Source organism: Halorubrum sp. SD626R (assembly GCF_001261915.1).
Lineage (GTDB): Archaea > Halobacteriota > Halobacteria > Halobacteriales > Haloferacaceae > Halorubrum.
The window spans coordinates 1-24788 of the sequence record NZ_CVRT01000065.1 but is presented as its reverse complement, the minus strand read 5'-3'; the positions used below and the strand labels follow the sequence as shown (position 1 = coordinate 24788).

Below are 24788 nucleotides of genomic sequence, written 5' to 3'. Positions count from 1 at the left end.
GGGCGCGGGGGCGGTCTCGGTCGCCGACCTACGCGACCGCGTCGCCGAGGCCGACGCGCCGGAGAGCGCGCGCCTCGCGGCCGCGAACCACCTCCGACTCGCGGCGTCGTGGGCGACGTTCGACGCGGCGGCGCCACCGATCACGTCCCTCGCGGCCGACGGGAACCCGACCGTGCTCGACCTCGCCGGCGTCCCCGAGGCCGCCGCGGCCGCCGTCGTCAGGGCGGTCGCTCGCGGGCTCTACGACGCCCGGGTCGACGGTGCCCTCGATCGGCTCCCGTGGCTGCTCGTCGACGAGGCGCACGCCTTCTTCGGCGGCGTCGCCGACCCCGCCCTCCGGACGCTCCTGACCCGCGGCCGCGCACCGGGAGTCTCCCTCGTCTGCGCGACACAGCGTCCCGGCGCCCTCCCGAGCGTCGCCGTCTCCCAGTCGGACGTGCTGGTCTGCCACCGGCTCACCGCCGAGCGCGACGTGGCCCGACTCGCGGAGGCCGAGGTGACGTACCTCGCGGGCGGCCTCGCGGAGCGGCTCCCGACCGGCACCGGCGAGGCGCTCGTCGTCGACGACGCGACCGAGACGGTCCACACCGTCAGGGTCCGCGAACGGCGAACGCCGCACGGCGGCGGGAGCCCCCGGGCGAGTAACGCGGCCGAGTCCGAAGGCCCAAGGTGACTCCCGGCGACGCGTTCGCATGGAACGGACGCCGCTCGGCTTCCTCCTCGTCGCCGCCGGCGGCTTCCTCGGCGCGGTCGCCAGACACGGCGTCGCCGTCGCCGTCGGGGGCCCCACCGGCGCCGGCACGCTCGTCGTCAACGCCGTCGGGTCGTTTGCGCTCGGACTCGTCGTCTCCCGCCCGACGACGACCCGGACCCGGCTGTTCGTCGGCACGGGAGCGCTTTCGTCGTTCACGACCTACAGCACGTTCGTCGGCGACGCCGTCGCGCTCGGGGGGCCGCTCGGCGCCGCGTACGTCGCCGCGAGCTACGCGCTCGGGTTCGCGGCCGCGCTCGCCGGGCTCCGAATCGGAGGTCGCTCGTGACCGACCCGTCCTTGGCGGCCGTGCTCGTCGGCGTCGGCGGCGCGCTCGGCGCGACCGCCAGGCACGCCGTCGGGCTCCGGATCGACGGGCGGCGGTCGGTCGTCGCCGTCAACGCGCTCGGCAGCCTCGCGCTCGGCGCCGTCCTCGCCGCGCCGATCGGCCCGACGGCGACCCTGCTCGTCGCGACCGGCGCCTGCGGCGCGTTCACCACGTTCTCGTCGTTCGCCGTCGAGACGGTGTCGACGGCGCGCGGCGGCGAGGCGGACGTCGCGGTCGGATTCGCCGCCGCGAACCTGGTGGCCGCGCTGGTCGCGTTCCTCGCCGGATCGGCGGTCGTCGTCGCGGTCGCGTGAATCGTTCCGTCCGTCGATCCGACGCCCGAGAGCGACAGGTACAGGCACCTCCGGGCCGTACCGATCCGCGTGACAGACGACGCCGAGAGCCGGGCCGACGGGGGCGCCGACACGGAGCGCACGGCTGCCGATGTGGACCCCGCCGACACGGACGCGGGCGCTGCCTCCGCGGAGACCGCGCCGTCGGAGAGTGCGACCGGAGCGTTTGGCGACGAGGCGCCGGAGTTCGGCGACCTCTCGCTGCCGCAGCGGGTGTTCGTCGCCGCGGTCCAGAACCCGACCCGCGGCGTCGTGATCGCCGGGCTCCTCGCGTTCGCCCTCTCGTTTTACGTGGCCTTCTGGCTCGTCTTCCCGCGCGTCGCGGCGTTCACCTCGGCGATCGGAGCGGTTCTGGTCGCCATCGTCGCGGTCGTCTACCTCGCGTCGGACCGCCTCTCGGGGTGAGGCCCGGGGAGCGGCGGCGGCGCCGAGGACCCCTCACGGGTGCGGTTCGTAGAACTCGCGGAGCGTCGTCCCGAACGTCGCCGCCAGCGTCGCGACCGCGTCGCCGACCAGCACGTCGCGCTCGGCGAACGCACGCTCCACCTGTGCCCCGAGCGCGACGTCCCCGGCGGCGTCGCTCTCGAGGTACGCCCGCACCGTCGCGAACTCCCGCTCCCGCTCGACGACGTACCGCTCGCCGTCGATGAACGGACCGTACGTCTCCGGGTCGACGTCGTCGGCGTACGACTCGTAGAAGCTCGCGGCGTGTTTCCGCACCGCGACCGGCGGGCCCTCGTGGCGTTCGACCGCCGGTCGCTCGGCGACCTCCAGCTCGGCGTACAGCGCGGCGCGGACGGCCCCGGTCGGGCCGCCCTCGGCCCGGTCGTCGTCGACCATCGCCTGCGCGCGTAACACGTCGAACCCGTGGGCGTTCAGCCCGCGGACGATCCCGTCGAGCGAGCGGCGGAGCTGGGGCCACAGCTGGTCGTCGACCAGGTCGGGGGCGTCGAAGACGACGGCGACGGGGGTCGTCTCCCGTCGATCGAGGTGGGCACGGACGCCGGCGGCGTCGAGCGCTTCCGGGTCTTCGGGCTCGAACAGCGACTCGCGCGGCGCCGCGAGCAGCTCGCGGGCGTAGTGCTGGAACCGCGCGGCGTTCGCGGCCGAGAGCACCGCCGCGACGTTCCGGGTCGGGTCCGTGGGGTCGACGACCACGAGCGGGTCGTCGAACGTCTCCTCGGCGTGGCCCTCCGGGTCGAACTCGACCGGCGGATGCCAGCTCCGAGCGGACTCGACGAGCGGGACGAACCCGCCGAGCTCCAGCACGAGCAGCTCCGTCAGGTAGCCGGAGAACCCCTCCGTGCGGAGGTCGCTCCCGTAGGCGCCGATCCCCTTCAGGAACGCCTTCGCGAGCACGACGTCGTCGGCGAGGTCGTCGTCGAGCCGCGCCGAGAGGTACGCGTCGTGGAAGGGGGTCCGGTCGACGGCCGAGACGAGGTCGCCAGCGGTCTCCACGTCGTGACAGGGCACGAGGTCGACGTCGAACCCCTCGTAGCTCCCCTTCACGTACGGGTGTTCGGCGTACTCCTCGTGGCCGTCGGGGAGGACGGCGTGGCCGACCGCGAGCCCGTACTCCTCCAACTGGGCGCGGTCGAGGTCGGCGTCGAACCGGACGAACAGGTCGATGTCGCGGTCGCCGGAGACCCACGTCCCGCGGGCCGTCGACCCCACCTGCACCACGTCGGCCTCGACGGGGAGGTCGGCGATTGCCTCGCGGGCGCGCTCGACGAGTTCGCCGGCGACCGCTCGCAGACGCCCGCGCTCCTCGGGCTCCGGGACCGCCCGGTCGCGGACGCGCGAGAGGACCGCGTCGAGGTCGTCGGACTCGCCCTCGTCCGACTCGTGATCGTCCATATCCGTCCCTCTCGCGGTCCGACCGAAAACGTGTCGGTCGCGGGGGCGGCGGGGCGGTCCGCGGATCGATGGCGACTGCGTCGCCGACGCCGTGTCAAGGCGTCTCCTCCGAGTCGGGCGGAAACGAAAGCCATATCAAAACAACGCGAGTACCGGAAGACGAGCCGAAGTAGCTCAGTTGGTAGAGCGCCTCGCTGTTACGACGCTCGGCGGACTTCCCCCGAACGTCACAGTCACGAGGCGGTCCCAGGTTCGAGTCCTGGCTTCGGCGCCTTCTTCGCGCGGCTCTAACCCTGACCGTGTCTTTTGTGCGATACTAACGCATGATACTGTATGTCGCGCTCCGAACAGTACGACCGACTTGATGAGCCACAAAAACGTGGTCAGGCAACCGAAGCGATCGTCACGGCGGAACTGATCGCCCGGGACGTTTCCGTGCTTACGCCGGCGTACGACAACGAATCGTACGATCTCGTCGTTAGAATTGACGACAAGTTCTATCGGTTACAGGTCAAGACGGCGTACGAGGGTAAAAACGACGGTACCGTAGAGTTCCGGACTCGAAGCGTCCGAACAAAGAGCGACGGATACGAACGAGAGGGTTATCAGGGGAAGATCGATTACTTCGCCGTGTTCAACGTCGAAAAAGAGGAAATATATCTCGTCTCGATCGAGGATGCGGCAGCGACGACGACCACGATCAGATACGAACCCGCTGCGAACAACAATCGGACAAACGTGAATTGGCACGCTGAGTATCGGCTCGATACCGTCCTCTGTCGTCTCCGATCGGGGTAATGCGGTAATCTAAAGAGTACCCCTCGTATAACACGGATCGATGCGGGCCTTTAGCTTAGTCTGGCTCAAAGCCCTCCGCTCATAACGGAGTGATCGCCGGTTCAAATCCGGCAAGGCCCATTTTTCCGCACCAAGCGTCTTCGGGAGTCACCGGTGCGGGCCGGTCTCCGTTACTCCAACAGCCCGACCAGCTCGTTCACGTCGTTGACGACGGCATCAGCACCGTTCTCGGCGAACTTTCGACGCCCCGCTTCACCCGTTAGCCCGCCCGTCAGCACGCCGATCCCGTAGTAGACGCGGCCAGCGTCCTCGTCGTCGGCGTTGCGCGCGGTCCGCACGTCGTCGAGGGTGTCGCCGGCGAAGGCGACGCGCTCGGCGTCGAACCGCTCCGCGAGTTCGATGAGCGCGCGGGGGTGCGGTTTGCCCTCCTCCCAGTCGTCCATCGTGAACCGGCGGTCGTCGGGCACGTCGAGGCCGACGCGCTCCAAGGCGATCTCGGCCTCGGCCGCGGGTCGCCCCGTCAACACGCCGACGTCGAACCGCTCGGTGAGGTCCGCGATCGTCTCCGGGTCGACGAAAGTCGGCTCGTCGTGGATGTACCCCGGCGCCGACAGCGGCGGCTCCCCGCCTTCGAGCTCGCGGTACAGCTCCTCGCCGAGGTACAGCGCTTGGAACGTCTCGCGGAGGCGCTCGGTGTCCCACTGATGGCGAACGCGCGCCTGCGCGACCCGGGGGAGGTCGCCGACGACTTCCTTCGCCGCCCCGAGCCCGCCCCCGGCCTCGGCGACCCGGTCGGTGAACGCGTCGGGGTCCATCCCGAGTCCCTCGCGGCGGGCTAACACGTACAGCGCGGCCGCGTCCGTCAGCTCCCAGTCGTTGTTGAACCCGCCGGCGTCTTTGAACGCCTGGACCGTATCGCGGTCGATCGTCTTGCCGCACACCCTGTCGACGGACTCGATGATCGCCCGTCGATACGAGTCGCCCACGTCGACGAGGACGCCGTCGATGTCGAGGACGACTGCGTCGACCTGCATACCCGTACGCCGGTAGGTGAGGGAAAGAACGTTCGGGTTCGCGGCCGATTCGGCCGGAAGCCCGTCACCGTCCCCGATCGACGCCCGCGGATTCGGGTCCCGTCGAGTCGCTGCGAGCGACGTAGACGGTCGCCTCCGACAGCGACCGGCGGCGAACCGACACCGTCGGCTCCTCGAAGCCGAGTGTGGTGAACAAGCACGCGGCGTCCAGGCGCTCGGCGAGCGCGAGCGTCGGGCGCTGGAGCTCCGCCGGGAGGTTGCAGGCGTACACCGCGTCGAACTCGCCGTCGATCGGATCGGTCTCGGCTTCCGTTTCGTCATCCGCCGCCGCGAGGGCGAGCACGTCGGCCTCGACGACGCGGAGCGAGCCGGCGACTGTCGGGTCTTCGGTCTCGTCGGCGGCCGCCCACGTGTGCTCGCCGACGGCGACGTCGACCGCGACGACGTCGCGGCCGCGTTCGGCGAGCGATCGCGCGACTCCGGGGCGGTCACCGACGCCGACCTCCAGCAGCCGGTCGCGGCGGGCGAGTTCGTCGACGAGCGCTAGACGGGACGGTGAGACCACGGCGCGGGCTTTAAGATTGGGGCGGTCATAAGCCGTTTCATGCTCGTGGACATCGTCCCCGTCGGGGAGGTCACCCCCCGCGTGAAGCGGGAGGCCTCCGGCGCGCTCCGATCGGTATACGACTGCGATGTCACGGTCCACGACGATCAGCCGATCCCCGAGACCGCCTACGACGAGGGCCGCGACCAGTACCGTGCCGAGGACCTGATCGAAACCGTCAGCCGCGTCGGCGGCGGCGAGAAGAACATCGGTATCACCCCGCAGGACCTCTACTACCGGCGCCGGAACTACGTGTTCGGGCTCGCGTACCTCAACGGCAACGGCTCCGTGATCTCCACGCACCGGCTCCGGACCTCCTCGGACGGCGGCGTGTCCACGAAGCCCGCGGTCGACGTGTTCTCCGACCGCGTCCGCAAGGAGGTGGTCCACGAGATCGGCCACACGCTCGGGCTCGAACACTGCGACAACAGCAAGTGCGTCATGTCCTTCTCCCCGACGGTCCGCGAGGTCGACGTAAAGGAGGAAAACCTCTGCGGCTCCTGTTCTCGGCTGGTCAGGTGACACCGCCGGTAGAGGTAAACCCCGTCCTGTCCAACGAGCGACCATGGCCGCAAAGCCGGAATACCGCGACCGCCCCGACGTCGAGGTCGCGCTGCTGGACGCGCTCGTCGACCGTGGCGACGAGGGGATGACGGTGTTGGAGCTCCGCGCGGCCGTCGACGCCGACATCGACGCCGTCGAGGAGGCGCTGTCGTCGCTCAAGGAGGACTCGCTTATCACCGTCGAGAGCGAGGAGCGCGTCCGCGTTTACGCCCACGACCGCGTGATCCCCGACCCCGACGCGCCGGACGACGACCCGCCCGGTGGACTCGTCGACGCGATCCGTGACCGGCTCGGACTGTAGCTCGACGGTCCGCCGCGGCGCCGCGACCGCGCTTCGACCGTGACCCCGCTTCGGCACGCCCGCGCCGCGAGCCAGCGACCTTTTGCCGCTCCCCGGCCTCCCTAGAGGTATGACTCTCGTTTCCGGCACCCACGGCGCCCACGACGCGACGTACCGCGACCGCGGCGGCCGTCGGGTGGTCGACCACTACGGGAAGCCAGAGCGCGTCGGGAAGGCGGTCCGCAACGTCGTCGGCGTCATCGAGATGGGGTACGGCGTGCTCGCGATCACGGGCGAGGACCGGGTCGAGTTCGTCGATAACGCCGTCTCCAACCGCGTCCCGGCCGAGGACGGACAGGGCGTGTACGCGCTCCTGCTCGACCCACAGGGGGGAATCGAGACGGACATGTACGTGTACAACGCCGACGAGCGCCTGCTCGTCTTCCTCCCGCCCGAGCGCACCGAGGCCGTCGCCGAGGACTGGTCGAGCAAGGTGTTCATCCAGGACGTGACGGTCGCGGACGCCTCCGACGAGTTCGGCGTGTTCGGCGTCCACGGCCCGAAGTCGACAGAGAAGATCGCCTCGGTGCTCGGCGGGCCGGGGGCTCCGGAAAGGCCCCTCTCGTTCGTCCGCGGCTCGATGGTCGACGCCGGCGTCACCGTGATCGCGACCGACGCGCCCCTCGGCGAGGAGGGGTACGAGGTCGTCTGCGCGGCCGACCACGCCGAGGAGGTGTTCGACACGCTGATCAACCGCGGACTCAACGCGGCCCCGTTCGGCTACCGGACGTGGGACGCGCTCTCCGCCGAGGCCGGCACCCCGCTCTTCGAGTACGAGCTGGAGGGGACGGTGCCGAACGTCCTCGGCCTCCGGAACGCCCTCGACTTCGAGAAGGGGTGTTACGTCGGCCAGGAGGTAGTCTCCCGCGTCGAGAACCAGGGACGCCCGAGCCGCCGCCTCGTCGGACTCGACCTCGACGGGCTCGCCGACGCGACCGCCGAGATCGACGGCGACGCCGACCCGGAGGGGTACGACGAGGTCCTGCCGACGCCCGGCGCGGCCGTCTTCGCCGGCGACGAGGCGGTCGGCGAGGTGACCCGCGCGGCGGTCGGGCCCGCCTCGGGCGAGCCGATCGCGCTGGCGCTGGTCCGGTACGACGCCGACCTTGACGGAGTCTCCGTGCGCGTCGACGGCGACGAGGTCGCGGCGACCCGCGCTCCCCTCCCGTTCCCGTCGGTCAAGGGCAGCGCGCGGTCCGCACGGGTGCCGACGTACCCGAGCGACGAGTAATCCGCCCCTAGTGCGGTCGCGGTCGGCGCGTGCCGCCGAGCGCCCGCAGGGCGCGAGGTGCACGCGCGAGGGAGTCGCGAACGAAGTGAGCGACGAGGCTGGGGAGGTGTGAGGTGCGGTTGCGGTGCTGTGTGGGGCGGGGACTCAAAGGGGCAGCCGGGAGGACGAAGCACGGCGCAGTAAGCACCACAGCGAGGGAGCGAAAGCGACCGACCGAGGAGCGTAGCAAGCCGCGCGAGTCCTCCCGGCTGGGGCTTTGGAGGTGTTCCGCACGGTGGAGTCGGGCACGTATAGCCGAGCGGCTGGGGCTTCGGAGGTCTCCTTCGAGTCATCGCAGACAGCGATTTATACACGAGCGGTCGGGACTCCGAAAACGTTCCTCTCGGATCGTCGATCGAGTGTAAAAAGAGCCGCACCGCAGTACCGTTCCCGCGCTCAGAACACGCCGGGGAACAGCACGTAGCTGAACAGCAGACACAGCACTCCGACGCCGGTCGCGTAGTACAGCAGCGGGATGAGGTTCAGCCGCATCACCCGGCCCTCCTGTCCGAGGAGGCCCACCGTCGCCAGCGCGGCGACGAGGTTGTGGATCGCGACGAGGTTCCCGATCGCGCCGCCGACGGCCTGCGCGCCGACGATGACCGTCCGCGGGAGCCCGAGCTGCGTCGCCGCCTCGAACTGGAACGCGCCGAAGGTGATGTTCGAGACGGTGTTCGACCCGGCCATCGCGGCCCCGAGCGCGCCGATCAGCGACGCGAACGCCGGGTACGCGACGCCGAGGAGATCCGCGGTCGTCTGCGCGAGCAGAACGATCATGCTCCCGACCTCGGGCGCGCCGGGATGCGCGCCGGACTGGAGCATCACCTGGACCATCGCGATGACGAAGACGAGCGCGATGAACGGCGAGACGATCTTCCGACCGGCCTCCTTCCACGCCGCGGAGATCTCGTCGCCGGACATGCCGAAGATCGGGATCGCGAGCACGGCGCTCACGAGCAGCCAGAAGCCCGGCACGTTCATCCACGCGACGGCGCCGCTGAGGCTGGTTCCGAACATGTCGCTGACGGTGACGACGAAGGCGTCCCGATTGATGAAGTTCGAGATCGGGTCGACCGCCCGCGTCACGACCAGCAGAATCACGAGCAGGATGTACGGCGACCACGCCTTCAGCAGCGACATGTCCTCGCCGCCGCTGAGGTCGGCCGCCTCGGCCTCGGGCGAGACGCCGCCGCGCGTCTCCGCGTCCTCACCGTTCGATCCGTTCGACTGTCCCGGCTCGATCGAGCCGACCCAGTGGTCGGCCCACTTTTCCCGCTCCGGGAACTCCCACTCGTCGTCCGGCAGGAGGTACCCCGCACGCAGGATGCTCAGGATGACCGCACCGCCGACCATCGAGCCGATGAGCGACGGGAACTCGGCCGTGAGGAACCACGCCGAGACCCAGTACGGGACCGCGAAGGCGATCCCCGACGCCAGACAGAGCGGCGCGACCTCCCAGGCCGGCGCCAGCGAGCGGTCGTCCGGGTCGCCGAAGAAGTAGACGACCATGCCGACCGCGAACAGCGGCATCACGAATCCGATCAAGGCGTGATACGTCGCCGCCCACGCCGCCACGTTGACGGAGAACTCCTGGACGGTCATCCCGCCGCCCTCGATTGCGGTGCGGGTGAACTCGACGCTCTCCATCGGACTCTGGATACCGACCACGATCGGCGTCCCCACCGCGCCGTACGTGACGGCGATGATGTGGCCGATGATCCCGGCGATGACCGCCGCGAGCGCCGGGAAGCCGAGCCCCAAGAGCAGCGGCGCGACGACCGCGGCCGGCGTCCCGAAGCCGGCGGCGCCCTCGATGAACGTCGCCATGAAGAAGGCGATCAACACGATCTGCACGCGCCGGTCGTCGCTGACCGTCGCGAAGCCCCGATTTATCCGGTCGAACGCACCCGCCTCCATCAGGGTGTACAGGAGGACGAGCGCGCCGAAGACGATCCAGAGGATCTCGATGGCGGTCATCACGCCGACGCCGGACGCCGCGAACAGCCAGTTCACCGGCATGTTCCACGCGGCGTACCCGACCACCATGGCCACGACCCAGGCCACCGGCATGGCGCGCGTCGCCGGCCAGAGGAAGCCGACCAGCAGGATCCCCGCGAGAAGCAACGGCAGCGCGGCCACGGCGATATCGATCCCCGTCGTCATCGCGCTCCCCCCTCGTTACTCTCGGTCACTCGATTCCGTAGACGACTCATGTGACGAACTGTCATCCTCATGCAACGCGACGTACATCACGTTCATTAATTAAAAAAGTAGGTTTTCCGACTCGCGGTTCACCCCCGTCACGTGTCGCGAAAATCCCCACGATCGATTTGTTTATCATCGGTTCTCGACCCATCCGTAACGGTCACCGCCACCTCCGCGACGGTCACCGGCAGAGGAGTCATGTCGCTCCCGCGATAACCCCACCCATGGATCGCAACGAGGTGCGGCGCGCGTGGGACGAGGTGGCGGCGACGTACGCCGCCCGGCGCGACCCGGACGGCTCCGACGCGGCGCTGATCGACGACCTCCTCGGGGAGCTTCCGACCGATCCGGACGTGCTCGACGTCGGCTGCGGCGACGGCGCCCGAACGCTCGCGAACCTCCCGGCCGGCAGCGTCGGGCTCGACGTCTCGCGTCGCGGGCTCGACCTGGCGAGCGACACCGTCCCCGACGCCCGACTCATCCACGGGGAGATGTCCGCGCTCCCGTTCGGCGCCGACCGGTTCGACGCCGTCACGGCGTACCACGCGGTGTTTCACGTCGAGCGCGACCACCACCCGGCGGTGTACGCGGAGTTCGCCCGCGTCCTCCGGCCCGGCGGCCGGCTCCTCATGACGCTCCCGAGCGGCCGGTTCGAGACGGTGCGGCGCGGCTGGATGGGGGATCGGATGTTCTTCTCGGCGCCCGGGCGCGACCACACCCTGGCGCAGCTCCGCGAGGTCGGGTTCGCCGATGTCGAGACGCGGACCGCGACCGACCCGCTGGGGAGCAGCACGGAGTTCGCGTTCGCGAGGCTGGCCGATACCCGGGCTGACGACGACCGGACTCGACCGTGACCGACTCCGACGGGGTCCCTCACGACGTCCGGGCGAGCCTCGGACAGCTGCTCGCGGAGGCGCGGGCGGCCGCCGAGCGCGGCGACGCGGACACCGCGCGGGCGCTACTCGACACCGCGGAGACGGTGGCGACGAACAAGCTCCCGCCCGGAGAGCGGCGCGACCGCGTGCGCTGGGGGTGTGCGACCGCGGCCGACGCGCTCCCAAACGGCGACCTCGCGGCCGCGTACGCCGCCGCGGCCGCGGCGCGGCTTCCGACCGACTAACCCAGCCGGAGCGCTTTTCGCTCTCGCTCGCCGACGGTCCCTCATGCGCGTCGCCTCGCTCCTGCCCTCCGCCACCGAGACGCTGTTCGCGCTCGGCGTCGAGCCGGTCGGCGTCTCACACAGCTGCGATCACCCGTCCGCGGCCCGCGACCTCCCGACACTGACGAGTACCGCCGTCGACCACGAGGAGCGCTCCGCCGCCGGCGTCGACGCCCAGATGCGCGAGGTCGACGGCGCGGTCTACGACCTCGACGTCGACCGGCTCGCCGCTCTGAAGCCCGACCTGCTCGTCACGCAGGCGACCTGCGACGTCTGCGCGGTCGACGCGAGCGCGGTCCGCGCGGCCGCCGCCTCGCTCGACCCCGAACCCGACGTGCTCGCCCTTGACCCGCACTCGTTCGAGGACGCGCTCGACGACGCGGTGCGGGTCGGCGAGGCGGTCGGCGCGGAGCCGGCCGCGAGCGACCTCCGGGCCGACCTCCGCGAACGCGTCGACGCGATCCGCGAACGCGCGGAGCGCGCGGTCGCCGACGAGGGACGCCCCCGGACCGCGGTCCTCGACTGGACCGACCCGCCGATCCGGGCCGGTCACTGGGTCCGTGACATGGTCGCGATCGCGGGCGGCGACCCGTCGTTTCAGCCCGACGGCGCCTCGGAGCCGGTCGCGTGGACGGACGTGCGCGCTCACGACCCCGAGACCCTCGTCGTCGCCCCCTGCGGGTTCGACCGCGACCGCGCCGTCGACGCGGTCGGCGACCTCGCGACGCGGTCGGGGTGGCGCGACCTCGCCGCGGTCGCCGGCGAGCGGGCGTACGCGGTCGACGGGAACGCGCTGTTCAACCGCCCGAGCCACCGGCTCGTCGACTCGCTCGAGGCGCTGTTCGCCTGTCTTCACCCCGACCACGCGGCGGCGCCGCCCGACGAGCGCGACCGCGTCGCGCACGTGGACCCGGTGACAGCGTCGATACGCGCCGACGGCGGCTGACGCCGACCGCAGCCTGCCGACCCGGATCTGTTGAAATACTCGGAAAATGACAGGATCCGGCTGCCGAATACAGAGGCTGTACCCCGCACGCTTCTGATCGACAAATCAGGAGACCCTCCTCGTGCGTACGTGAGAATTCCCTGTGTCGTTCCAACTGACCGACCCGAGGGAATCGACGGACGTGCCGGTCGTCCCCACCCGCGTTACCCGGCAAGGATCGTCAGTCGTCGGGCTGCCGCATCGACATCCTGTTCCGGCCCGACCGCGGGGATCCGGACCGTCGCTACGGTACCGGTCACGTCCGGTCCGTCTCTGGCGGCCACCTGAAACGACCCACCGTAGCGTGTTACCACCCAGTTGACGAACCACAGGCCCAAGCCCGACCCGTGTTTCAACGGGGACTCCTGACCGGCCTCGACGACGGCCTTCTCCATGGCGTCGATCCCCGGGCCGTCGTCGGTGACAGTCAACACGACCTCGTCACCGTCGTCTCGGGCGGAGACCTCGACCGCCGTATCGGAGGCCGGGTCGTGGACGAGAGCGTTTTCGACCAGTTCCGAGACCGCGTCCCGCAGTTCCTCCCCCGCAACCATATCCCGATCCGTGTCGATCGTCAGCTCCAGCGTGGCGTCCGGGTGGTCGTTACCGAACGCTTCGGAGAGATCACCGAACAACGTCTCGGGGCTGATCCGTTTCGGCTCCCGGTCGCGCTGCGTGTGCGAGTACACGTCCCGCGCCCGGTCGGCCAGCGAAAGGAGTCGCTCGGCGGCGGCCCGCACGACGGCCGGCTGATCGCCCGCCTCGTTGGCTCCAAGGATAATGGTCAGCTCGTTCCGGAGGTTGTGCCGCAGGACGCGGTTCATGACATCCAGTAGCTGCTGGCGACGCTTGCGGTCAGTAATGTCCTGCTGGAAGCCGATGTACTGAGTGACCTCCCCCGCCTCGGTCTCGACGGGCGTGACACTCACCGCGTTCCAGAAGGCGCGTCCCGAGGCTCGATAGTTCACGATATCCACGGAGACCGGCTCTCCGGCGGCGATCGCTTCTCGGAGTCGCGTGACCGTCTCCGGATCCGTGGCCTCTCCCTGAAGGAACCGGCAGTTCGCTCCCAGCACCGCATCACGTTCGTACCCGGTGAGGGTGCAGAACTCCTCGTTGACGTAGGTGATCGGGTTGTTCTCCCGGGTGCCGTCCGCGATGATGATGCCGACTTCGGCCTCATCCATGGCACGGTTCTTGATGGTGAGTTCGCGGTCGCGCTCCTTTCGCTCGGTCACGTCGCGTGCCGTTCCCTGAATCCCGGTGTCATCGCCGGTGGGTTCTCCGAACGGCCGGGCGTTAATTTCGAAGGTCCGAACCGTCCCGTCGGCGGATTCGAGGTCGAGTTCGACAGCGTCGGCAGCGTCTCCACTCAAGACGCGTTGGTACAAGTCGAGGGCCGTTTCGGTCGAGTCGTCCGCGAGAACGGTCAGAAACGGCTCGCCAAGCAGAGCTTCGGGCTCGTACCCGAGCAGGCGCTCTACCGCGGGGGAGACGTAGGTGAACTCCATCTCCTCGTCAATACGGAAGATGATGTCCGCACTCGCTGTGGCGATACCCTCGAAGCGGCGTTTTTCAGCCTGCAGGCGCTCGTTCTCCCGGGCGAGCTCCGCCTCGTGGGCTTGTTGCCCTAAGGTAATCCCGATGCGCTCGGCGAGCAGTTCGACGAACAGCTCCTCGGTTTCGGTGAACGGGTCTGACCGGGCTTCAGTATCGGCAAAGCAGATCGTCCCGTAGAGGTCCCCGTTGACCGTGATTTTCGCGCCGACGTACGTTTCGAGGTCGAACATCTCGACGGCCTGATCCGGGATGATATCGGATGCCGTCGCGGCTTGTACCGAGAGGGTCCCCTCGGTTTCGACCGTACGCTGGCAGTAAGCGTCCTCAAGCGGACACTGCTTGCCCGGCTGTAGAAGCGGATGACTGCCGGTCGAGTAAACGATCTCCTGTGTCTCTCCCCGAATTTGGGTGAGAAAGCCGATAGAGACGTCGAGATAGTCGGTCCCGATCTTGAGCCCGTTTCGGATCTGTCTCTCAGGTGAGTCGGTTCCGTCTGAGAAGACAGCAGTCGCTTGTTCTCGATACGACTCTGGGTTAGACACGCCTCTGATAACAGCTACGGTAATAAAAAGGAGGTGCATGGTATACAATGGAATAAAAGAGTTTCAGCCAAGCCGACAGAGTCGTGTCGAATCCGTTCCGATAAGCTGGTAATCGGCTGAGGAAGTACGGCCGATTCGGTCCCTGCTGGGTCGCAGGATTTTCGCGCTCCGTTCGGTATCGTCCCTCCACACTACCAGTCACAGTAACCTTCGAGAGCGCTCGCGCTCCCGACCGCCCGATCAGGTCTCCGCTCGGTCGCGGAGCGCCGACAGCGCCCCCGCGGCGCGGAGGTCGTCGACCGCGCAGTACCACGCGCCCCGCACCCCGTTCAGGTCGTTCTCGACCGGTGAGTCGAGGGGTACGAGCTCGTCGAGTTCGAAGACGACGACCACCCGCTCCTCCGAGAACGGGTCGATCAGCGCCGCCCAGTCGCCCTCGTCCATCGGCCCGGGCTCGCCGCGGGTCTGCTCGACCCGATCGACGACGCGGGCGTAGTGAGTGACCGCCGATACCGGCGCCGTCCGGTAGAAGGCCATGTAGTCGAAGTCGGCGCGGGTGCGGTCGTACGACCGCGGCGCCGGGTAGAATCCCTCGCGACAGCGGTCGAACGTGTCCGGTTGCGTCGCGACGACGCAGACGCGCGCGTCGCCCGGCGCGTCGTCGGCCGGGGCGTCCGCGGCGAATCGGTCGAGGTCCATCGCACCCGGAGCTAGCCCCCGGACGCGGATATATCCCCGTTCGGCACGTATCGACCGGTAATGTCACGCGGCGCGGCGAGCGAGCGCGACGGCTCTCGGGCCGACGACGTCCGCCCCGATGCGGAGTCGCCGGATCCCGCCCCGCCGGCGCTCGCGATCGAGGGCGTCTCGAAGCGGTTCGGCTCCGGTGAGGGGGCCGTGCTCGCGGTCGACGACGTGAGCCTGACCGTCGAGCGGGGCTCGATCGTCGGGCTGCTCGGCCCGAACGGCGCGGGAAAGACGACGCTGATCAAGTGCGCGCTCGGGATCGTCCTCCCCGATTCGGGGTCCGTCCGGGTGTTCGGCGCGGACGTGGCCGACGGGCGGCGGGCGGCGTACGCGAACGTCGACGCGATGTTGGAGGGCGCGCGCAACGACTACTGGCGGCTCACCGTCCGCGAAAACCTGCGGTACTTCGCGACGATCGCCGGCGTCGACCCGGACTCGGTGCGGGCGCGGCACGACCGGCTGCTCGACCGGCTCGAACTCACCGAGAAGGCCGACACCCCGGTCAGAGAGCTCTCGCGGGGGATGAAACAGAAGGTGTCGCTGGCGAGCGTGCTCGCGGGCGGCGCCGAACTCGTCTTCCTCGACGAGCCGACGCTCGGCCTCGACGTCGAGAGCTCCCGGACGCTCCGCCGGGAGCTCCGCCGGCTCGCCCGCGAGGAGGGGCTCACCATCGTCCTCAGCAGCCACGACATGGACGTCGTCGAGGATGTCTGCGACCGCGTGGTGATGATGGCGGGCGGGCGGATCGTCGCCGACGACACCGTCGCGGCGCTCCGCTCCGGGACCGAGCGCGACGTCGTCCGCGTCGTCAGCGCCGATATCGACGATGCGGTCGTCGCGACCCTCCGGGAGCGGTTCGACGTGCGGGCGGTCGAGACGGACTTCGGCGCGGTCGAGCGCGACGGGGACCGACGTGACGGACACCGCTCGACCGCCGTCGAGGTCGCCGCCGCGGGCGACGCCCTGTACGACCTGACGGACGCGCTCCGTCAGGCGGGCGTCACGGTGGAGCGCATCGAGACCGTCCGCCCCGAGCTGGAGGACGTGTTCGTCGACCTCACCGGACTGAAGCCGGGCGGAAGCGAGGCCGACGAGGTCGGTTCGGACGGCGCGGACTCTCGGGGGCGGTCGTCGTGAGCGCCGACGGTTCGGCCTCCCCCGACGCCGCGACCCCGCCGATATCGACCGACTCCGATCCCGCCGACGAGCCCCGCTCGGCCACGTACTACCACCTCGCCCGGGCCGTCCTCTACCGCGAGTACCTGATCTTCGTCCGGTACCCGGCGAACGCGATCGGGGGGATCGTCGTCGCGCTGTTCTTCTTCGGGGTCCTCTTCTACGGCGGTCGACTGCTGGCCGGACAGGCGCTCACGGACTCGCTGTCGGGGATCGTCGTCGGCTACTTCCTGTGGACGCTCTCCGTCGGCGCCTACTCCTCCGTGTCGAGCGACATCGGCAGCGAGGTCCAGTGGGGGACCTTAGAGCGCCACATCACCACTCCGTTCGGCTTCGCGCCGGTCGCCCTCCTGAAGGGGGTCGCGAAGGTGGTCCGGACGTTCCTCACGAGCGCGGTCGTGCTCGCGGTCATGCTGCTGCTCACCGGAACTCGGCTCAGCCTCGACCCGCTCACGGTGATCCCGGTCGCGGGGCTGGCGGTCACCTCGGTGCTCGGGCTGGGCTTCGCGGCCGGCGGCGTGACGGTGCTGTACAAGCGGATCGGCAACTGGCTCAACCTCCTGCAGTTCGGCTTCGTCGGGCTCGTCTCGGCGCCCGTCCTCGACGCGCCGTGGACGCGCTTCCTCCCCTTAGCGCACGGGAGCGCGATGCTCCAGCGCGCGATGGTCGACGGCGTCCGGCTGTGGGAGTTCGGCCTCGGCGACCTCGCGCTCCTCGCCGGCGTCGCGGTCGCCTACCTCCTCGGCGGCTACGTCGTCTTCCACTACGCGACGCGGCGGGCGCGGCGCCTCGGCGTGCTCGGGGACTACTGAGGCGGGCCGGCCCGCGGGGTCGCTCTCCCCGCCCTCACCGGTCCTCGTCCGGTTCGCCCGCCAGCGCCTCCTCGCGGAGCTCCCGACACCGCTCGCCGGCGACCTCCAGCTCCGGCACCGGCGTCGGGGTCCCGTCGGCGTCGACGGCGACGAACACGAAGTACGACTCGGTCGTCAGCTCCCGCTCGCCCGTCCGCGGCGACTCGCGGAACGCGCGGATCCGCGTCCGGAGGCTCGTTTGCCCCACCGCGTACACGTACGACTCGACGATGCAGGTGTCGCCCTGCGGCACCGGCCGCTTGAAGTCGAGCCCGTTGATCTTGGCCGTGACGCAGGTCTCGCCGGCGGCGCGCATCGCCGACATCGCGCCGATCTCGTCCATCCACTTGACGACGTTCCCCCCGTGGGCCGACTCGTAGTTGTTCGTGTGGGTCGGCTGGACCCGCTGGCGGTTCTCGATGTACGTCTCGCTGACCGTCGTCATGGCCGATCCAGACGCCCGCCGGTGAAAGGGGCGTCGGCGCCCGACGGCCGGTCGTTATCAGACCTGAGGACTCCGGGGTCACCCCTAAATGACGGACCTGTCGAGCCTCGAATACACACACATGTTCGAACGGATTACGGGTCACTACGGCCGACGGGTCGGCGCCCTCGTGCTCCTCACGCTCGGCGTGACGCTCGGGTTCGTCGCGCTGTTCGGCGCGCACGTCGCGACGGCCGGCACCGGCGCGGCCGGCCTCGCGGCGCTGACTGCGACCGCGGTCGTCGTGACGCTGAACCTCGGTCTGCTGGGTATCGTGCTCGTCGGGAACGTCGCCGTCGACCTCCGGCGGCTGACGGCGGTCGCCGAGGCGATCCGCGACGGCGACTTCGAGGCGAGCGCCGACTCGGACCGCCCGGACGAGATCGGCCGGCTGTTCGGCGCGGTCGACGAGATGCGCCGCTCGCTGCGCGACGCGGTCGCGGAGTCGGAGCGCGCGCGGGCCGACGCCGAGGCGGCGCGCGCCGAGGCCGAGGCGCTCACCGACGACCTCCTCGACCACGCCGACGAGATCGGGACGGCGATGGAGCGCGCGGCGGACGGCGACTTCACGCGGCGGCTTCCCGAGGAGACCGACGTCGACGCCGTCTCCCGGATCGCCGGCGCCTACAACGAGATGGCGACCGACCTGTCGGCCACGCTCGACGACCTCCACGCGTTCGCGGGCGACGTCGAGGGGACGAGCGACGAGATGGCCGACCGGGCGGACGCGGTCGCCGAGATGAACGAGTCCGTCGCGACGGAGATGCGCGGGCTCGCCGACGCGATCGACGACCAGACGGAGCGGCTCCGCGGCGCCGCCGACGAGACCGACGACTTCTCCGCGATGGTCGAGGAGATCGCCTCCACGACCGACGACGTCGCCGGCGACGCGACCGCCGCGGCCGACCTCGGCGAGACCGGGGAGCGACGCGCCGCCGAGGCGGTCGAGTCCGTCCTCGACATCGCCGACCTCCTCGACGAGCTGCAGGGGCTCGTCGACGGCCTCGACGACCGGATGGAAGGCGTCGCCGAGACCACCGACATCATCGCGGACATCGCGGAGCAGACGAACATCCTCGCGCTCAACGCCTCCATTGAGGCTTCCCGCGCCGGCGGCGACGGCGACGGCTTCGAGGTGGTCGCCGAGGAGGTGAAGTCGCTGGCCGAGGAGACGCGCGCCTCGACCGCGGAGATCGACGCGACGATCGCGAGCGTCACGGACGACGTCGACGCGGTGGCCGCGGAGATGGACCGGACGACGGCCGAGATCGACGAGACGACGACCGCCGCCCGCGAGGCCGGCGACGCGATCGAGGAGCTCACCGCCACCGTCGAGGACGTCGACGTCGCCATGGGCGACATCGCGCGGGCGACCGACGAGGGCGCGACCGGCGTCGAGGCCGTCGCGGCGACGGTCGACGAGGTCCACGGGGCGGCCGAGGACGCCGCCGAGCGGGCGCGGTCGCTCGCGGAGACGGCCGACGAGACCGCCGCCACGATGGAGACGGTCCGGGAGACGGCGGCGTCCCTGTCGGACCGGACCCGGACGCTCGAACGCCGGCTCGCCGAGTTCGACACCCGGACCGACGGCGAGAACGGCACCGTCGGCGACGGCGACCGACGGGCCGCCGCCGCCCCCGCCACCGCCGCCGCCGACGGCGGGGAGGTGGACCGATGATCGAGCCCGCGACGGTGCGGTACGTCTCGGCCGCCCTGTACGTCGGCTGGGTGGTCGTCCTGCTGGGGGCCGTTCGGTTGCAGCGTCCGACCGCGCGATGCTACTGCTACCCGTTCGTCGCCGTGGTCGCCGTCGGCGCGGCGGCCGTCGGGCTCCGCGGCGCCGGCGTCGGGACGATCCCCGTGGCCGCCGGGACGGTCGACATCCCCCAGCTCGTCGGCGACTACGCCGCGTACCCGCTGCTGTTCGGGTTCGCCGCGTTCGTCGCCGGCGCGAGCCGGCGGTACGTCGGGCTCGTGGTCGCGACCATCGCGGTCATGCGCGCCGCCTACGACGTCGCCAACGTGTTCGACGGGACGGTCGGGCTCGTCGGCACCGTCGCCATCCTCGCCGGCTACGCGCTGCTCGCGTGGCTCTACTTCGGTCCGGTGGCCGCCGCCGCGGCGCGACGGTCGCCGAGGCGCGAGCTGTTCTACCGGAAGACGCGAAACCTGGTGCTGTTCGTCTTCGGCGTCCTGATCGCGTGGGCGATGCTCCAGCTGTTCGGCGTGCTCGACCCGTTCACGCAGGCGGTGACGCTTGAGTACATCGACTTCCTGCTCCGCGTCGGCTTCGCGGGACTCGTGATCGCCAACGCCGACACCCTCGTCGACGAGGGAGACGACGCGGCCGCTGACGGACCCGACGGCGACGGGCCGACCGCCGGGTCCGATCCCGACCCCGGCGCCGCCGCGACGGCCGACTGACCGGCGCGGACCGACCCGGTCCTGCGCCGACCCGGGCGGACGGACTTATGTCGCCCGCGCCCGGATCGGAACGCATGACAGAGCACGGGGACGGGCTCGACGCGGACCTCCGGGTGCCGTCCTGCGAGCGCTGCCCGGCGCTGGTCGAGTCGCGGAGTCGGATCGTCGACGGCGTCGGCCCGACGGACGCAGACCTCCTGTTCGTCGGCGAGGGACCGGGGGCGAACGAGGACGAGGAGGGAGAGCCGTTCGTCGGACGGTCGGGCGACGTGCTCGACGAGGCGTTACGTGACGCCGGGCTCGCCCGCGCCGACGTGCGGATCACGAACTGCGTGCGCTGTCGACCCCCCGACAACCGCGACCCGACGACGGAGGAGCTGGCGAACTGCCGCGGCCACCTCGAAACGGAGATCGACCGGCTCGACCCGGAACTGATCGTGACGCTGGGGAAGGTGCCGAGCGAGCATCTGCTCGACCGGTCGGTGGCGATCACGTCGGAGTCGGGCGACGTCGTCGACGCCCGGATCGCGGGCGCGTCGCGGCGCGTGCTGCTGTCCGTCCACCCGGCGGCGACGCTGTACGACCGGAGCCAGCGCGACGGCTTCTTCGAGACGATCGCGAGCGCGGGCGAACTGAGCGGGGTCGGTGAGAGGGAAGAAAGCGGCGGCGACGGGCAGTCGCGGCTCGGTGAGTACTGACCGGTCGGATCAGTCCCGGTCGCGGCGGTCGCCGACGCCGAGCCACTTCCGCGGGTCGAACAGGCCGCGGACCGCTTCGATCAGTCCCTTCCCCTCGTGCTCGCCCGGTCGGAGCCGGGCGCGGATGCGCGAGGAGATCAGCTCGATGCCGAGCACGACGATGAACACCATCACGAGGCCGGCGGCGGTCTGTTGGAACTCGAAGAGGTCCTGGCTGTTCCGGATCATCAGCCCGAGGCCGCCGGCGCCGACGACGCCGAGCGAGATGGCGATCCGGGTGTTGATCTCCAGGATGTACAGCGTCCACGCGATGAACGACCGCGACACCTGACTGAGCATCCCGAAGCTCACGGTCTGGGTACCCGACGCGCCCGTCGATCGGATCGCCTCGATCGGTCCCTCCTCGATCTCTTCGAGGTCGTCGGTGAACAGGCGCCCGAGATTTCCGATGCTGTCGGTCGCGATCGCGAGCACCGCGGTGACCTGTCCCGGCGGCCCGATGGGGATGTACAGGAAGATCCAGACGATCGCGGGGATGGCGCGGATCCCACTGAGCGTGCCACGGAAGATGAAATTGAAGGGGAACGGCGTGACGCGCTCGTTGCCGAGCACGCCGAGGACGAGCGCGAACGGGAAGGCGAAGACGGTGCCCATGAAGCCCAACAGCAGCGTCACGAGGCTCGCTTTCACCAGCGACTGCCGCGGCGACTGGAAGCTCTCGATGATGTGTGCGCCGCCGTCGCCGAAGCTCGCGGGGATCGCCCGCAGTCCGGTGATCCCCTGGTCTTTGGTGTATATCGTGAAGTTCTGGAAGTCCGGCGGGAAGAAGCCGGTCGAGATGAACTCGTACATCCCCGGCAGCCGCCCGGCGACGACGTTCGGCTGGAAGCCGATGAAGCCGAGCCCCCAGTAGGTGACGCCGAGGACCGCCGCGAGCAACACGCCCCACAGGACGTACTTGAGCCGGCGGAGCCGTTCGAGCGCCCGGAACTGGTCCGCGATCGCGGAGTCGGAGCTCACGCCCGACCCCCTCCGTCGGCGGCGGCGTCGGCGTCGGTCCCGTCGAACTCGTCGCCCGCCGCCCCGGTCGGGACCGTCTTCCCGCCCTGCGCCTCGCCGTAGTAGATTCGGTCCATCTCGTCCATCGTGAGGTCGTCGGCGTCCCCGTCGAAGATCACCTCGCCGTCGCGGATGCCGAGGAACCGGTCCCCGAACTCCCGCGCGATGTTCACCTGATGGAGGCTGGTGACCGTGGTGAGGTCCTGGTCGGTCGCGGCCTTCTTCAGGTAGCGCATGACATCCCGGGCGGCCTTCGGGTCGAGGCTGGCGACCGGCTCGTCGGCGAGGACGACCTCCGGCTCCTGGACCAGCGCGCGGGCGATCCCGACCCGCTGTTTCTGTCCGCCGCTCATCGACTCGGCGCGCTGGCCGGCCTCGTCGAGGAGACCGACCGTCTGGAGGGCTTCGAGAGCGGTCATCTTGTCCGCGTCGGCGTGCATCCCGAGGGCGCTCCGGAGGAGCCCGTTCCGCGAGAGCGCCCCGGACAGGGCGTTCCCGAACGCGGTCTTGCTCTCGATGAGGTAGTGCTCCTGGAACACCATCCCGACCTCGCTGCGGTTACCGGTAAGCTCCTCGCCGCCGATCCGGACGGAGCCCTCGGTCGGTTGCGTGAGCCCGTTCAACACCCGGAGCATCGTCGACTTGCCGGCGCCGGAGGGCCCGAGCAGGATGACGAACTCCCCCTCGGAGATGGTGAAGGACACGTCGTCGAGGGCGACGGTGTCCTCGTCGTAGATCTTGGTGACGTTTTCGAATTCGATCGTTGGCATGGAGTGTGGCTTTGTGCGAGAACGGACCGATCGTGTGAAAAGCGATCCGAAACGGGGGTGGGGGGAGCTACTGCTCGAAGATGTCGGTTCCGACGCCGAGCTCGTCCGCCACGTCGATGACGGACTGGTACTCTTCCTGGCCGGCCTCGCGGACGCGGCCGAACCAGAGGTCGTCGTCGGTGCCGTCCTCGCCGTCGGCGCCGTAGTAGACGTCGTCGGACGCGTCGAGGAGCGACTGCTGGATAGCGCTCTTCACGTCGTCGCTCAGCTCGGGCGAGACCACGATCGGCGCGCGCGGCAGCCCCTCGTCCTCGTGGAGCGTGGTGGCGACCTCCTGCCACTCCTCCGGCGCGGGACCGGTGCTCGTGTCGCGGACGAACCCGCCCATCGCGGCGGCGTCGACCTGCCCCTGTTCGAGGAGGGTGTACGAGCCCACGTGGCCGCCGGCGAAGCGGGCGTCGAACTCGGCCTGCGAACCGTTGCCTTCGGGGAGCTCCCCGACGTCGAGGTCGCCCTGATTGGACATGCTGTACAGCGGGTAGAGACACCCGCTCGTCGACAGGCGGTCGGAGAACGCGACGGTCGCGCCCGACAGGTCCGACAGCTCCGTGATGTCGCTGTCGTTCGGCGTCGCGATGATGCTCTTATACTCCCAGCTGCCGTAGCCGTAGCGCTGGAGGATGATCTCCGCGTTGTCCGTCATCACGCCGAGCCCGGCCGCGAACGGCCCGGTCTCGGCGATGTCCGTCGTGCCCTGTCCGAGCGACTGGATGATCGCGCTGTAGTTGCTGCCGACCGTTCCCTCGACGTTCAGGTCTTCGGGGACGTCGTGGTTCTCCCGGAGGTAGCTTCCGATGTGATCGAGGAGGGGAGAGTACTGCACTTCCAGATCCTCCTGCGGGACCGACGGGGAGATCCCGAAGTCGACCGTGCCGTCGCCGCCGAAGGTCATCTCGGGCTCGCTCTCGGAGTCGCCGCCGTCGGAGCCGCTGGAGCCGTCCGACCCGTCGGAACCGCTGGAGCCGTCGGACCCGTCGCCGCCACCGCCGCTACATCCCGCGAGTCCAACGATGCTTCCCGCACCCGCGATCTTGAGGAACTTGCGTCGTTTCGCCATGAGGAGTACATTTGTAAGACCGACTAAACTCTCAAAAGTTTTGCTGTTTAAATATACAGACGGATATGTACCGCTATGTAAGGCGGGTCGGATGGAAACTGACTTCCACGCAGGTGATCAAGCGGCGACATGGACGAATCAACACCGGATCCGGAGGTGTCCGTCGCGCTCGTGGACTACGGCCTCGGCAACCTCCGGTCGGCGACCCGCGGGCTGGAGCGCGCGGGCGCGTCCGTCGAGATCACCGACGACCCCGAGGCGTTCGCGGCCGCCGACGGGGTCGTCCTCCCGGGCGTCGGCGCGTTCCGCGAGGGGATGGAGAACGCCGGGCCGCTGCGCGAGGCGCTGACCGCCCACGCCGAGGCGGGTCGCCCCCTGTTCGGGATCTGCCTCGGGATGCAGATGCTCCTCACCTCCAGCGAGGAGGCCGACCACGAGGGGGAAGGCGAGGTGACGGGCTTGGACCTGATCCCCGGCACCAACGTCCGGTTCGACGTCGACCGGAAGGTCCCGCACATGGGGTGGAACGAGCTCGACATCGAGCGGGACCACCCGATCGTCGAGGGCGTCGACGGCGAGCACGCCTACTTCGTCCACTCGTACTACGCCGCCCCCGACGACCCGGACGCGGTCGTCGCGACCGCCGACTACGGCGTCGACTTCCCGGCGGTCGTCGCCAACGAGGCGGGAAACGTGTTCGGCACGCAGTTCCACCCCGAGAAGAGCGGCGAGACGGGGCTCCGGATCCTCCGGAACTTCGTCGAGTACTGCGCCGACCGGTAGGCGTCGGCGTTCCCGATCGCCTTCCTATTCCCGTTCCGACGCACTCCCTGCCACCGCCCCGACTCACCCCCCGTCGCCGGCCTCGACCACGACGGCGCGCAGGTCGTTGACGTTCGTGCCGGTCGGGCCCGTGCGGAGCAGCGCGTCGGCCTCGTCGAGCAGCGGGTAGGCGTCGTGGCGGTCGAGGGCGTCGCGGGCGGCGTCCGGGTCCAGCGTCGCCGCGTCCGCGATCCCGCCGGCGGCGTCGGTCGGGCCGTCGATCCCGTCGGTGTCGGCGCTCGCGACGACGATCCGGGGGCCGGCCCCTCCCTCGTCGCCCGCCGTCCCCT

At 70.1% G+C, this 24788-nt stretch carries 27 protein-coding genes, 2 tRNA genes and 1 pseudogene; 19 read left to right on the top strand and 11 right to left on the bottom strand.

All coding sequences use genetic code 11. The features are described from left to right. The 4 genes and pseudogenes from SD626R_RS06500 to SD626R_RS06485 all read left to right on the top strand — a co-directional run. Window positions 1–673 (top strand): annotated as a pseudogene (locus SD626R_RS06500) (ATP-binding protein); the annotation flags it as partial. Window positions 674–692: 19 nt separating this feature from the next. Further along, the gene (locus SD626R_RS06495; RefSeq protein WP_092564934.1) at window positions 693–1040 is read left to right on the top strand and encodes a fluoride efflux transporter FluC; all 348 of its coding nucleotides are present in this window, start codon (window positions 693–695) and stop codon (window positions 1038–1040) included. After that, entirely contained in the window at window positions 1037–1393 is a 357-nt protein-coding gene (locus SD626R_RS06490) for a fluoride efflux transporter FluC (protein ID WP_092564933.1), read from the top strand. Before SD626R_RS06495 ends, SD626R_RS06490 begins: the two co-directional genes overlap by 4 nt. Window positions 1394–1462: 69 nt before the next feature. Then, window positions 1463–1837 (top strand): hypothetical protein, encoded by a 375-nt coding sequence (locus SD626R_RS06485; RefSeq protein ID WP_092564932.1) that lies wholly within the window; start codon window positions 1463–1465, stop codon window positions 1835–1837. 33 nt (window positions 1838–1870) lie between these two features. Here SD626R_RS06485 and cca read toward each other — a convergent pair whose 3' ends face one another. Beyond that, complete coding sequence (gene cca / locus SD626R_RS06480; protein ID WP_092564931.1) at window positions 1871–3289, bottom strand: CCA tRNA nucleotidyltransferase; 1419 nt, start codon at window positions 3287–3289, stop codon at window positions 1871–1873. Between the two features lie 163 nt (window positions 3290–3452). Here cca and SD626R_RS06475 point away from each other — a divergent pair. The 3 genes from SD626R_RS06475 to SD626R_RS06465 all read left to right on the top strand — a co-directional run bounded on the left by SD626R_RS06475 (window position 3453) and on the right by SD626R_RS06465 (window position 4207). Next, a tRNA-Asn gene (locus SD626R_RS06475) sits at window positions 3453–3560 on the top strand. 62 nt (window positions 3561–3622) lie between these two features. Continuing rightward, window positions 3623–4087, top strand: a complete 465-nt coding sequence (locus SD626R_RS06470) for a group I intron-associated PD-(D/E)XK endonuclease (RefSeq protein ID WP_092564930.1) — start codon at window positions 3623–3625, stop codon at window positions 4085–4087. Window positions 4088–4131: 44 nt separating this feature from the next. After that, window positions 4132–4207 (top strand) — tRNA-Ile (locus SD626R_RS06465). A gap of 50 nt (window positions 4208–4257) precedes the next feature. Here the strand turns inward: SD626R_RS06465 and SD626R_RS06460 are convergent. Both SD626R_RS06460 and SD626R_RS06455 read right to left on the bottom strand, forming a co-directional pair. Beyond that, on the bottom strand, window positions 4258–5121 hold the full coding sequence (locus tag SD626R_RS06460; protein ID WP_092564929.1) for a TIGR01548 family HAD-type hydrolase: 864 nt from the start codon (window positions 5119–5121) through the stop codon (window positions 4258–4260). A gap of 64 nt (window positions 5122–5185) precedes the next feature. Then, the gene (locus tag SD626R_RS06455) at window positions 5186–5686 is read right to left on the bottom strand and encodes a UPF0146 family protein (protein ID WP_092564928.1); all 501 of its coding nucleotides are present in this window, start codon (window positions 5684–5686) and stop codon (window positions 5186–5188) included. Between the two features lie 39 nt (window positions 5687–5725). On the opposite strand from SD626R_RS06455, the gene SD626R_RS06450 reads away from it, so the two are divergent. The 3 genes from SD626R_RS06450 (at window position 5726) to SD626R_RS06440 (ending at window position 7860) form a co-directional block, all read left to right on the top strand. Continuing rightward, window positions 5726–6247: an archaemetzincin family Zn-dependent metalloprotease gene (locus SD626R_RS06450; RefSeq protein WP_092564926.1), complete on the top strand. Its 522-nt coding sequence runs from the start codon at window positions 5726–5728 to the stop codon at window positions 6245–6247. Between the two features lie 43 nt (window positions 6248–6290). Beyond that, complete coding sequence (locus tag SD626R_RS06445) at window positions 6291–6590, top strand: DUF6432 family protein (RefSeq protein WP_092564924.1); 300 nt, start codon at window positions 6291–6293, stop codon at window positions 6588–6590. Between the two features lie 109 nt (window positions 6591–6699). After that, on the top strand, window positions 6700–7860 hold the full coding sequence (locus SD626R_RS06440) for a CAF17-like 4Fe-4S cluster assembly/insertion protein YgfZ (RefSeq protein WP_092564922.1): 1161 nt from the start codon (window positions 6700–6702) through the stop codon (window positions 7858–7860). Window positions 7861–8295: 435 nt separating this feature from the next. On the opposite strand, the gene SD626R_RS06435 is transcribed toward SD626R_RS06440, so the two are convergent. Next, complete coding sequence (locus SD626R_RS06435) at window positions 8296–10062, bottom strand: L-lactate permease (protein WP_092564920.1); 1767 nt, start codon at window positions 10060–10062, stop codon at window positions 8296–8298. A gap of 266 nt (window positions 10063–10328) precedes the next feature. On the opposite strand from SD626R_RS06435, the gene SD626R_RS06430 reads away from it, so the two are divergent. Genes SD626R_RS06430 through SD626R_RS06420 form a run of 3 tightly spaced genes read left to right on the top strand, consistent with a single transcriptional unit; the run spans window position 10329 to window position 12209 of the window. After that, entirely contained in the window at window positions 10329–10958 is a 630-nt protein-coding gene (locus SD626R_RS06430; RefSeq protein WP_092564918.1) for a class I SAM-dependent methyltransferase, read from the top strand. Beyond that, on the top strand, window positions 10955–11224 hold the full coding sequence (locus SD626R_RS06425) for a DUF8101 family protein (protein ID WP_092564916.1): 270 nt from the start codon (window positions 10955–10957) through the stop codon (window positions 11222–11224). Before SD626R_RS06430 ends, SD626R_RS06425 begins: the two co-directional genes overlap by 4 nt. A 43-nt stretch (window positions 11225–11267) precedes the next feature. After that, complete coding sequence (locus tag SD626R_RS06420) at window positions 11268–12209, top strand: ABC transporter substrate-binding protein (protein WP_092564914.1); 942 nt, start codon at window positions 11268–11270, stop codon at window positions 12207–12209. 203 nt (window positions 12210–12412) lie between these two features. On the opposite strand, the gene SD626R_RS06415 is transcribed toward SD626R_RS06420, so the two are convergent. Both SD626R_RS06415 and SD626R_RS06410 read right to left on the bottom strand, forming a co-directional pair. Further along, the gene (locus SD626R_RS06415; protein ID WP_092564912.1) at window positions 12413–14389 is read right to left on the bottom strand and encodes a PAS domain S-box protein; all 1977 of its coding nucleotides are present in this window, start codon (window positions 14387–14389) and stop codon (window positions 12413–12415) included. Window positions 14390–14590: 201 nt separating this feature from the next. Next, window positions 14591–15049: a hypothetical protein gene (locus SD626R_RS06410; protein ID WP_092564910.1), complete on the bottom strand. Its 459-nt coding sequence runs from the start codon at window positions 15047–15049 to the stop codon at window positions 14591–14593. A gap of 60 nt (window positions 15050–15109) precedes the next feature. Between SD626R_RS06410 and SD626R_RS06405 the strand changes: the two genes are divergently transcribed. Next, on the top strand, window positions 15110–16234 hold the full coding sequence (locus tag SD626R_RS06405) for an ABC transporter ATP-binding protein (protein ID WP_092564908.1): 1125 nt from the start codon (window positions 15110–15112) through the stop codon (window positions 16232–16234). Between the two features lie 41 nt (window positions 16235–16275). Continuing rightward, window positions 16276–17085, top strand: a complete 810-nt coding sequence (locus SD626R_RS06400) for an ABC transporter permease (RefSeq protein WP_092564936.1) — start codon at window positions 16276–16278, stop codon at window positions 17083–17085. 34 nt (window positions 17086–17119) lie between these two features. Here the strand turns inward: SD626R_RS06400 and SD626R_RS06395 are convergent, their stop codons facing one another. Continuing rightward, window positions 17120–17569: an acyl-CoA thioesterase gene (locus SD626R_RS06395; RefSeq protein WP_092564906.1), complete on the bottom strand. Its 450-nt coding sequence runs from the start codon at window positions 17567–17569 to the stop codon at window positions 17120–17122. 121 nt (window positions 17570–17690) lie between these two features. Here SD626R_RS06395 and SD626R_RS06390 point away from each other — a divergent pair, with 121 nt between their 5' ends. The 3 genes from SD626R_RS06390 to SD626R_RS06380 all read left to right on the top strand — a co-directional run bounded on the left by SD626R_RS06390 (window position 17691) and on the right by SD626R_RS06380 (window position 20730). Continuing rightward, window positions 17691–19286 carry a methyl-accepting chemotaxis protein gene (locus tag SD626R_RS06390; protein WP_092564935.1) on the top strand — a complete coding sequence of 532 codons (1596 nt, stop codon included), beginning with the start codon at window positions 17691–17693 and terminating at the stop codon, window positions 19284–19286. Further along, window positions 19283–20032 (top strand): bacteriorhodopsin, encoded by a 750-nt coding sequence (locus tag SD626R_RS06385; RefSeq protein ID WP_092564904.1) that lies wholly within the window; start codon window positions 19283–19285, stop codon window positions 20030–20032. The genes SD626R_RS06390 and SD626R_RS06385 overlap by 4 nt, the downstream gene beginning before the upstream one ends. A 74-nt stretch (window positions 20033–20106) precedes the next feature. Continuing rightward, window positions 20107–20730, top strand: coding sequence for a uracil-DNA glycosylase (locus SD626R_RS06380; protein ID WP_092564902.1), 624 nt, complete (start codon window positions 20107–20109; stop codon window positions 20728–20730). Between the two features lie 9 nt (window positions 20731–20739). On the opposite strand, the gene SD626R_RS06375 is transcribed toward SD626R_RS06380, so the two are convergent. From SD626R_RS06375 to phnD, 3 genes are all read right to left on the bottom strand, one after another. Next, a complete protein-coding gene (locus SD626R_RS06375) occupies window positions 20740–21750 on the bottom strand; it encodes a PhnE/PtxC family ABC transporter permease (RefSeq protein WP_092564900.1) in 1011 nt (336 codons plus the stop codon). Then, window positions 21747–22559: a phosphonate ABC transporter ATP-binding protein gene (phnC, locus tag SD626R_RS06370; RefSeq protein ID WP_092564898.1), complete on the bottom strand. Its 813-nt coding sequence runs from the start codon at window positions 22557–22559 to the stop codon at window positions 21747–21749. The genes SD626R_RS06375 and phnC overlap by 4 nt, the downstream gene beginning before the upstream one ends. Before the next feature lie 67 nt (window positions 22560–22626). Next, window positions 22627–23676, bottom strand: coding sequence for a phosphate/phosphite/phosphonate ABC transporter substrate-binding protein (gene phnD, locus SD626R_RS06365; RefSeq protein ID WP_092564896.1), 1050 nt, complete (start codon window positions 23674–23676; stop codon window positions 22627–22629). A 129-nt stretch (window positions 23677–23805) separates the two neighbouring features. Here phnD and hisH point away from each other — a divergent pair, with 129 nt between their 5' ends. Further along, the gene (gene hisH / locus SD626R_RS06360; RefSeq protein WP_092564894.1) at window positions 23806–24459 is read left to right on the top strand and encodes an imidazole glycerol phosphate synthase subunit HisH; all 654 of its coding nucleotides are present in this window, start codon (window positions 23806–23808) and stop codon (window positions 24457–24459) included. A 63-nt stretch (window positions 24460–24522) separates the two neighbouring features. Here the strand turns inward: hisH and SD626R_RS06355 are convergent. Then, the coding region (locus tag SD626R_RS06355) for an MOFRL family protein (protein ID WP_275552390.1) at window positions 24523–24788 on the bottom strand (266 nt) is incomplete at its 5' end.

What these genes read in the sequence shown, in the direction of transcription:
- SD626R_RS06495 (WP_092564934.1), top strand. Translation starts at nt 693, where the DNA reads ATGGAACGGACGCCGCTCGGCTTCCTCCTCGTCGCCGCCGGCGGCTTC.
- cca (WP_092564931.1), bottom strand. Translation starts at nt 3,289, where the DNA reads ATGGACGATCACGAGTCGGACGAGGGCGAGTCCGACGACCTCGACGCG.
- SD626R_RS06470 (WP_092564930.1), top strand. Translation starts at nt 3,623, where the DNA reads ATGTCGCGCTCCGAACAGTACGACCGACTTGATGAGCCACAAAAACGT.
- SD626R_RS06460 (WP_092564929.1), bottom strand. Translation starts at nt 5,121, where the DNA reads ATGCAGGTCGACGCAGTCGTCCTCGACATCGACGGCGTCCTCGTCGAC.
- SD626R_RS06450 (WP_092564926.1), top strand. Translation starts at nt 5,726, where the DNA reads ATGCTCGTGGACATCGTCCCCGTCGGGGAGGTCACCCCCCGCGTGAAG.
- SD626R_RS06445 (WP_092564924.1), top strand. Translation starts at nt 6,291, where the DNA reads ATGGCCGCAAAGCCGGAATACCGCGACCGCCCCGACGTCGAGGTCGCG.
- SD626R_RS06440 (WP_092564922.1), top strand. Translation starts at nt 6,700, where the DNA reads ATGACTCTCGTTTCCGGCACCCACGGCGCCCACGACGCGACGTACCGC.
- SD626R_RS06435 (WP_092564920.1), bottom strand. Translation starts at nt 10,062, where the DNA reads ATGACGACGGGGATCGATATCGCCGTGGCCGCGCTGCCGTTGCTTCTC.
- SD626R_RS06430 (WP_092564918.1), top strand. Translation starts at nt 10,329, where the DNA reads ATGGATCGCAACGAGGTGCGGCGCGCGTGGGACGAGGTGGCGGCGACG.
- SD626R_RS06420 (WP_092564914.1), top strand. Translation starts at nt 11,268, where the DNA reads ATGCGCGTCGCCTCGCTCCTGCCCTCCGCCACCGAGACGCTGTTCGCG.
- SD626R_RS06415 (WP_092564912.1), bottom strand. Translation starts at nt 14,389, where the DNA reads ATGCACCTCCTTTTTATTACCGTAGCTGTTATCAGAGGCGTGTCTAAC.
- SD626R_RS06410 (WP_092564910.1), bottom strand. Translation starts at nt 15,049, where the DNA reads ATGGACCTCGACCGATTCGCCGCGGACGCCCCGGCCGACGACGCGCCG.
- SD626R_RS06405 (WP_092564908.1), top strand. Translation starts at nt 15,110, where the DNA reads ATGTCACGCGGCGCGGCGAGCGAGCGCGACGGCTCTCGGGCCGACGAC.
- SD626R_RS06395 (WP_092564906.1), bottom strand. Translation starts at nt 17,569, where the DNA reads ATGACGACGGTCAGCGAGACGTACATCGAGAACCGCCAGCGGGTCCAG.
- SD626R_RS06390 (WP_092564935.1), top strand. Translation starts at nt 17,691, where the DNA reads ATGTTCGAACGGATTACGGGTCACTACGGCCGACGGGTCGGCGCCCTC.
- SD626R_RS06385 (WP_092564904.1), top strand. Translation starts at nt 19,283, where the DNA reads ATGATCGAGCCCGCGACGGTGCGGTACGTCTCGGCCGCCCTGTACGTC.
- SD626R_RS06380 (WP_092564902.1), top strand. Translation starts at nt 20,107, where the DNA reads ATGACAGAGCACGGGGACGGGCTCGACGCGGACCTCCGGGTGCCGTCC.
- phnC (WP_092564898.1), bottom strand. Translation starts at nt 22,559, where the DNA reads ATGCCAACGATCGAATTCGAAAACGTCACCAAGATCTACGACGAGGAC.
- phnD (WP_092564896.1), bottom strand. Translation starts at nt 23,676, where the DNA reads ATGGCGAAACGACGCAAGTTCCTCAAGATCGCGGGTGCGGGAAGCATC.
- hisH (WP_092564894.1), top strand. Translation starts at nt 23,806, where the DNA reads ATGGACGAATCAACACCGGATCCGGAGGTGTCCGTCGCGCTCGTGGAC.